The 6,590-nt window shown below is 76.8% G+C and carries 7 protein-coding genes and 1 pseudogene; 3 read left to right on the top strand and 5 right to left on the bottom strand.

Going from position 1 to position 6,590, the window contains the following annotated elements; all coding sequences use genetic code 11:
* Nucleotides 1-47: 47 nt before the first annotated feature.
* Nucleotides 48-260, bottom strand: a complete 213-nt coding sequence (locus HLB09_RS11200; protein ID WP_171203456.1) for a BldC family transcriptional regulator — start codon at nt 258-260, stop codon at nt 48-50.
* A gap of 536 nt (nt 261-796) precedes the next feature.
* Here HLB09_RS11200 and HLB09_RS11195 point away from each other — a divergent pair.
* Nucleotides 797-991: a DUF3073 domain-containing protein gene (locus HLB09_RS11195; protein WP_171203455.1), complete on the top strand. Its 195-nt coding sequence runs from the start codon at nt 797-799 to the stop codon at nt 989-991.
* A 103-nt stretch (nt 992-1,094) separates the two neighbouring features.
* Here the strand turns inward: HLB09_RS11195 and purM are convergent, their stop codons facing one another.
* Both purM and purF read right to left on the bottom strand, forming a co-directional pair.
* Nucleotides 1,095-2,213 (bottom strand): phosphoribosylformylglycinamidine cyclo-ligase, encoded by a 1,119-nt coding sequence (gene purM, locus HLB09_RS11190; RefSeq protein WP_171203454.1) that lies wholly within the window; start codon nt 2,211-2,213, stop codon nt 1,095-1,097.
* Nucleotides 2,210-3,784 carry an amidophosphoribosyltransferase gene (gene purF / locus HLB09_RS11185; RefSeq protein WP_171203453.1) on the bottom strand — a complete coding sequence of 525 codons (1,575 nt, stop codon included), beginning with the start codon at nt 3,782-3,784 and terminating at the stop codon, nt 2,210-2,212. The genes purM and purF overlap by 4 nt, the downstream gene beginning before the upstream one ends.
* 178 nt (nt 3,785-3,962) lie before the next feature.
* Here purF and HLB09_RS11180 point away from each other — a divergent pair, with 178 nt between their 5' ends.
* On the top strand, nt 3,963-4,457 hold the full coding sequence (locus HLB09_RS11180; RefSeq protein ID WP_171203452.1) for a PH domain-containing protein: 495 nt from the start codon (nt 3,963-3,965) through the stop codon (nt 4,455-4,457).
* Entirely contained in the window at nt 4,450-4,920 is a 471-nt protein-coding gene (locus tag HLB09_RS11175; RefSeq protein WP_171203451.1) for a hypothetical protein, read from the top strand. Before HLB09_RS11180 ends, HLB09_RS11175 begins: the two co-directional genes overlap by 8 nt.
* A gap of 42 nt (nt 4,921-4,962) precedes the next feature.
* On the opposite strand, the gene HLB09_RS11170 is transcribed toward HLB09_RS11175, so the two are convergent.
* Both HLB09_RS11170 and HLB09_RS11165 read right to left on the bottom strand, forming a co-directional pair.
* Complete coding sequence (locus HLB09_RS11170; protein ID WP_171203450.1) at nt 4,963-6,156, bottom strand: RtcB family protein; 1,194 nt, start codon at nt 6,154-6,156, stop codon at nt 4,963-4,965.
* Nucleotides 6,157-6,292: 136 nt separating this feature from the next.
* Nucleotides 6,293-6,590: pseudogene (locus HLB09_RS11165) on the bottom strand (hypothetical protein); the annotation flags it as partial.

Here is a 6,590-nt window from a genome sequence, read left to right as displayed (position 1 = left end):
GGGGGCGGCCGCCCCGGGGTCCCCGGGGAGCACCCGGGGCCGCCGCCTCAGTCCTCGGTGGCGCGCGGCTGCGGGACGGCGCCGCCGAGCAGCGCGCGCACCTCGGCCTCGCGGTAGCGGCGGTGCCCGCCGAGGGTCCGGATCGAGGAGAGCTTGCCCGCCTTCGCCCAGCGCGTGACCGTCTTGGGGTCCACGCGGAAGAGGGCGGCGACCTCTGCGGGGGTGAGCAGGCTCTCGACCTCGTCGGTGCGAGCGGTCATGGCGTCCTCCTGGGGGGCTCGGGTCGGCGCGGCGCCGACCCGTGGTGTCTCGGGCCTCGAGTGTGCTGTCGCAACCTGTGAGTCGCCATAGTCCGGAATGACTAGGTCCTGGGTAATCGTCATCGACGGTGACGAGTCGGGGCGCTGGGTGACGGAAAGACGCTTTCCCGTGACCACGGGTGATCTCCGGCGCTCAGGGTCGTCACATCTGTGACCATCTCGTGATGCCGTCGCCCGCCGGAAGCGAACAGGGCGTCACCCGGACGGACGCAGGAGGGCGCCGGACGGGTGAGCGCACGACGCCGGCCGCACGACGGCGCACCTCCGGTCGCCCCTCCCGACGGCGCTCACCGGCCACCCGGGAGGCCGCGCGGCGGGGTCGGGCACGGCGCGGACGGGAGCCCCCGGGGGCCCGGACCGGTGTGCCGGAAGCGACGGCGAGGCTGTAGCGTGGCGGGCGCGCAGAGATGACCAGGCCCCGGGGCCGCCGTCCTCGACGGCCTGCCCCGGCACGACGTTCAGAGGGGGTCGACGCCATGGGGCGCGGCCGTCAGAAGGCGAAGCAGACCAAGGTCGCTCGCCAGCTCAAGTACTACAGCCCGGAGACGGACTACAAGTCCCTCGAGCGCGAGCTCGGGCACTCCGGCACGTCGTACGACCCGCCGGAGCGGGACAGCTCCGACGAGGACGACGACGGCTACGGCGGCTGGGCCTCCGGCTCCTCCCGCTGACACCTCTCCCCCGCACGAGCGCACCGTCGGCTCCGGCCGGCGGTGCGCTCGCGCGTGCCCGCGGCGGCTCTGCTCCCGGCCCGAGCGCTCGGAGCCGGCTCCCTCACGCCGGGGGGTGCTCGCCCCGCAGGACGACGCTGCCGCCGTCGACGCCCTTGGCACCGACGGTGACCTCGGGGCCGCGTCCGCCGTCGTCGGGGCCCACGCCCCCCGCCACCCAGGCGCTCACGCCGGCGGCCGCGAGGTCCGCCAGGGCGCCGTCGACGGCGTCGGGCGCGACGACGGCGACCATGCCGACCCCCATGTTGAGGGTGCGCTCCAGGTCGGCGCGGGGGACGCCGCCGAGGTGGCCGACCAGGCGGACGACCGGGGGCGGGGCCCAGGTGCCGCGGTCGACCGCCGCCTGCAGGCCCGCGGGCAGGACGCGGCCGAGGTTGGCCGCGAGCCCGCCGCCGGTGACGTGGCTGAGGGCCCGCAGGTCCGCGCCGAGCCCGCGCGCGAGCGCGAGGCAGGGGCGCGTGTACAGGCGCGTGGGCTCGAGGAGCTCCTCCCCCAGGGTGCGCCCCAGCTCGTCGACGTGGCGGTCGAGGCCCCACCCGGCGTCGGCGACGACCCGGCGCACGAGCGAGTAGCCGTTGCTGTGGAGCCCCGAGCTCGCCATCGCGACGACGACGTCGCCGTCCCGCACGCGCTGGGGGCCGAGGACGTCGTCGGCCTCGACGACGCCGGTGGCGGCGCCCGCGACGTCGTACTCGTCGGGCTCCATGAGCCCGGGGTGCTCGGCCGTCTCGCCGCCGACGAGGGCCGTGCCGGTCTCCTCGCAGCCGCGGGCGACGCCCCGGACGAGGTCGGCGACGCGCTCGGGGTCGACGCGCCCGCAGGCGATGTAGTCGGTCATGAACAGGGGCCGCGCCCCGCTCACGACGATGTCGTCGACGACCATGGCCACGAGGTCGATCCCGACCGTGTCGTGGACGCCCATCGCCCGCGCCACGGCGATCTTCGTGCCGACGCCGTCCGTGCTCGTCGTCAGCAGCGGCCGGCGCATGCCGACGAGGGCGCTCGCGTCGAAGAGCCCGGCGAAGCCGCCGAGGCCGCCCACGACCTCGGGACCGTGCGTGCGCGCCACCGCCTCGCGCATGAGCGCGACCGCGCGGTCACCGGCCTCGACGTCGACGCCGGCGGCCGCGTACGTCGTGCCCGTCGGGGCGCCGCCGCTCACCGGCCGCGTCCCGCGACGGCGCCCTCGGCGTCCTTCACCGCGCCGCTCGGTGCGGCGGCCGCGGCGCCGAGGACGGCGTCGCCCTGCACCTCGGTGAGCCCCAGCTCGAGCTGGTGCTTGCCGAGGCGGTGGGCGTCCGGCAGGGGCACCGGGTACTCGCCCGTGAAGCACGCGGAGCACAGGCGGTCGGCCGGCTGCTCGGTGGCCTCGACCATCGCCGCGTGGGAGATGTAGCCCAGCGTGTCGGCGCCGATGCTGCTGCGGATCTCCTCGACGCCGAGGCCCGCGGCGATGAGCTCCGCGCGGCTGGCGAAGTCGATGCCGTAGAAGCACGGCCACGTGACGGGCGGGGAGGAGATGCGCACGTGCACCTCGGCCGCACCGGCCTCGCGGAGCATGCGCACGAGCGCCCGCTGGGTGTTGCCCCGCACGACGGAGTCGTCGACGACGACGAGGCGCTTGCCGCGGATGACGTCGCGCAGCGGGTTGAGCTTCAAGCGGATCCCGAGCTGGCGGATCGTCTGGTCGGGCTGGATGAAGGTCCGGCCGACGTAGCTGTTCTTGACGAGCCCCTGGCCGTAGGGGATGCCGGAGGCCTCGGCGTAGCCGATGGCGGCGGGGGTCCCCGACTCCGGGGTCGGGATGACGAGGTCCGCCTCGACGGGGTGCTCGGCGGCGAGCCGGCGCCCCATCTCGACCCGGGCCGCGTGGACGACCCGCCCGGAGATCGTCGTGTCGGGGCGCGCCAGGTAGACGTACTCGAAGACGCAGCCCTTCGGCGTGCTCTCGGCGAAGCGGGTGCTGCGCAGGCCGTCCTCGTCGATCGCCACGAGCTCGCCGGGCTCGACCTCGCGGACGACGCTGGCGCCGACGATGTCGAGCGCCGCCGTCTCGGACGCCACGACCCAGCCGCGCTCGAGGCGCCCGAGGACGAGGGGGCGCACGCCGTGACGGTCGCGGGCGGCGTAGAGCGTGCGCTCGTCCATGAAGACGAGGCTGAAGGCGCCCTCGAGCAGGGGCAGCACCTCGAGCGCCGTCGCCTCGAGCGTGCGGTCGGGGTGCCCGGCCAGCAGGGCCGTGACGAGCGCCGTGTCGGTGGTGTTCCCGCGCGCCAGCTCCCCGCTCGCCGCGGACTCGCCCTGGTCCCCCCGCATCTCGGCGACCATGTCGCGCAGCGCGTGGCTGTTGGTGAGGTTGCCGTTGTGCCCGAGGGCCACGGTGCCCGTCGCCGTCGCCCCCAGCGTCGGCTGGGCGTTCTCCCACCGGCTCGCGCCCGTCGTGGAGTAGCGCGTGTGGCCGATGGCGAGGGTCCCCTGGAGCGCGCGCAGCGCCGGCTCGTCGAAGACCTGGGACACGAGACCCATGTCCTTGTAGACGAGCAGCTGCGTGCCGGTGCTCACGGCGATGCCCGCGGACTCCTGCCCGCGGTGCTGCAGCGCGTAGATCCCGAAGTACGTCAGCCGCGCGACGTCCTCGTCGGGGGCCCAGACGCCGAAGACCCCGCAGGCGTCCTGCGGGCCCTTCTCGCCGGGGAGCAGGTCGTGGGTCAGCCGTCCGTCGCCACCGGGCACGGCGTCATGGTGGCACAGCGCGCGGCTCCGGCCGGACGCCGGAGAGCCGTCGGAGGACGTCCACGAGCGTGACCGCGCACGGTCACCGTCGTGGACGGCTCCGCCCGAGCGACCCCGGACGGGTGAGGTCCGGCCCCCCGCGGCGCACGCCCCGGTCTCCTGGGCCATGCTCCGCGGCGTGGGGGCGGGCGACGACGAGCTGCGCGTCGACACCACCGGGCTGCGGGCCGCCTACCTCGCCGAGGGGCGTGAGCCGCTGCTGAGCCCGGGCGGCGCGAGGGCGCTGCGCGGCCTGGTGGTCGCCGTCGCGGCCGTGCTCGGTCTCGCCGCCCTGCGCGGCGCGGACGCGGTGGCCCACCTCGTCGGCGTCGGCGCGTTCGGCCTCGGCGGCGAGCTCCTCGCTCGGGCGCTCGACCGCACCACCCGCATCACGCCCACCCACCTCGACGTCCGCCCCGCGGGACGGCGCCGCGTCGTGGCGTGGGACGACGTCCGGGAGCTCGTGCCGCCCGGCCGCTTGGGCGACGGCGGCCACGCGCTGCTCGCCGACGGCACGGCGGTGCCCCTGCCGCACGTGCCGCGCGAGGACGTCGAGCGGCTCACCGCCGCCCTGGCCGCCGCGCGCGAGGAGCACCGGACGGGCGCCGCCGACGGGGAGGCCGCCGGTGGCTGACCGCTCGCCTCCCGACCTGGAGGACCTCGCGCGGGTGCACTGGGAGCCGTTCGTCCCGCCGCGGGGGCGGGCGCGGACGGTCCTGGTGGTGCTGGGCGTCGTCGTCGTGGTCGGGCTGGTCGCCGTCGTCACGTCCGTCGTCGTCCTCGACGGCCCCAGGGGTGTGGGGAGGCTGCTGGCGAACTGGGCCCTCCTCCCCGTCGTCCTGGCGGTCTCGCGCCGGGGCACCGAGGTCGGGCCCGAGGGGCTGCGGCGGCGGCACGGCGTCGTCCGCCGGGCCTGGCGCCCGTGGGAGGACGTCGTGGAGGTCCGGCCCCCGGGGCGCTGGGACCAGTGGCCGGTCGCCGTCCTGGACCGCGAGCGCCTGGACCTGCGGGGCATGGCGACCGGCGACGTCGAGCGCCTCGCCGCCGCGCTCGAGCGGGCGCGCCGGCACGGGCCCGGGACGGCGGGCCGGGCGTGACGGACGGCGGGGTGCCCCGCCGTCCGTCAGCCGTCCCGGCCCTCAGTCCCCCTTGACGTTGACCACCTGCCGCAGCACGTGGCGGACGTCGACGAGGCGGGCGGCGTCGGCCATGACGACGTCGACCGGCTTGTAGGCCTCCGGGTGCTCGTCGAGGAAGGCGTCCGACTCCCCCCACACGACGTCCCCCATGCGGGCGTCGAGGTCGCTGCGGGAGAAGCGCTTCCGCGCCGCGGAGCGCGACCACGCCCGCCCCGCCCCGTGGGGCGAGGAGTGCAGCGCCACGGGGTCGCCCCGGCCGACGACCACGTACGACGCGTCGCCCATCGAGCCCGGCACGAGGCCGGGCTCGCCCTCGCGGGCGCTGATGGCGCCCTTGCGGGAGAGCCACACCTCGCGCCCGAAGTGCCTCTCGCGCGCCGTGTAGTTGTGGTGGCAGCCGATGGTCTCCTCGCGGACGACGTCCTCCGGCCCGCCCAGCCCCAGGGCCTCGGCGAGCGCGGCGACGACCCGGTCCATCATCTCCTCGCGGTTCAGCGCGGCGAAGCGCTGCGCCCACAGGAGGGCCTCGACGTAGGCGTCGAACTCGGGCTCCCCCTCGACGAGGTAGGCCAGGTCGCGGTCGGGCAGGTCGTAGAACCGCCGGGTCGCCTGCTCCTGGGCCACCCGGATGTGCCGCTGCGCCAGCTGGTTGCCGACGCCGCGCGACCCGGAGTGCAGGAACAGCCACACCCGGCCGAGCTCGTCCTCGGACACCTCGATGAAGTGGTTGCCCGATCCGAGCGTCCCCAGCTGCCGCTCCCAGCGCCGCGAGACCTCGTCCGCCTGCTGCCCACCGGGCGTCCCCCGCAGCTCCGCGACGCGGGGCTCCGCCGTCGCCTCGACACCGCGGTTGCGCCCGCCCGCGGACAGCGGCACGCGCCGGCTGATGCCGGCGTGCAGCGCCCGGAGGTCGGTGCGGCGCAGCGTCTCGACGTCGTACGGCGTCCGGACGGCGAGCATCCCGCAGCCGATGTCGACGCCGACGGCGGCGGGGATGATCGCGCCGTCGGTGGGGATGACGGAGCCGACCGTCGCCCCCTTGCCGAGGTGCGCGTCGGGCATGAGGGCGACGTGCGGGTGGACGAACGGCATGGTCGCCGTCGTGAGGGCCTGCTCGCGGGTGGCGTCGTCGAGGATCGACGCCCAGCTCATCAGACGCGGGGAGAGCCGGTCGGGCCGGCCGTCGGTGGGCATGGGTCTGCTCTCTCGTGCGGGAGGAGCCGCACGGGCCCGCGCGGCCCGACGAGGATCGCCCCGTGACGGCGGTCCGTCACGCGAGTTCCGCGGCGGTCACCTCCCGGCACCGCCCGGGGCCCCGGGCCGCCGCGGCTCAGCCCCGGCGCGCCACGCGCTCGAGCAGGACGCCGACGAGCCCGCCGAGGAGGCCGAGCGAGAGCCCCAGGGCGGCGAGGAGGTAGCCGAAGACGGCGGCGCGGCTGTACGTCGCGCTCGGCTCGCTCGTCAGGGCGAGGACGAGCGCGAGCACCGCGCCGACGGCCACGCCGAGGCCGACGAGCACCCGGTAGCGGGGGGCGCGGCGGTAGCGCACGCGCTGCGCGCCGGCGAGGTCGGCCTCCGTGGGGGCCGGGCGCTCGCCGGCGCCGGCGGCGCCGTCGGTGCGCCGGTCG

Source organism: Pseudokineococcus marinus, assembly GCF_013004605.1.
Classification (GTDB): domain Bacteria; phylum Actinomycetota; class Actinomycetes; order Actinomycetales; family Quadrisphaeraceae; genus Pseudokineococcus; species Pseudokineococcus marinus.
Note: the sequence above shows the minus strand (reverse complement) of the source record. Positions and strands in the feature narration are given on the sequence as shown.

Coding starts and splice junctions, on each gene's coding strand:
- HLB09_RS11195 (WP_171203455.1), top strand. CDS start 797: ATGGGGCGCGGCCGTCAGAAGGCGAAGCAGACCAAGGTCGCTCGCCAG.
- HLB09_RS11170 (WP_171203450.1), bottom strand. CDS start 6,156: ATGCCCACCGACGGCCGGCCCGACCGGCTCTCCCCGCGTCTGATGAGC.
- HLB09_RS11200 (WP_171203456.1), bottom strand. CDS start 260: ATGACCGCTCGCACCGACGAGGTCGAGAGCCTGCTCACCCCCGCAGAG.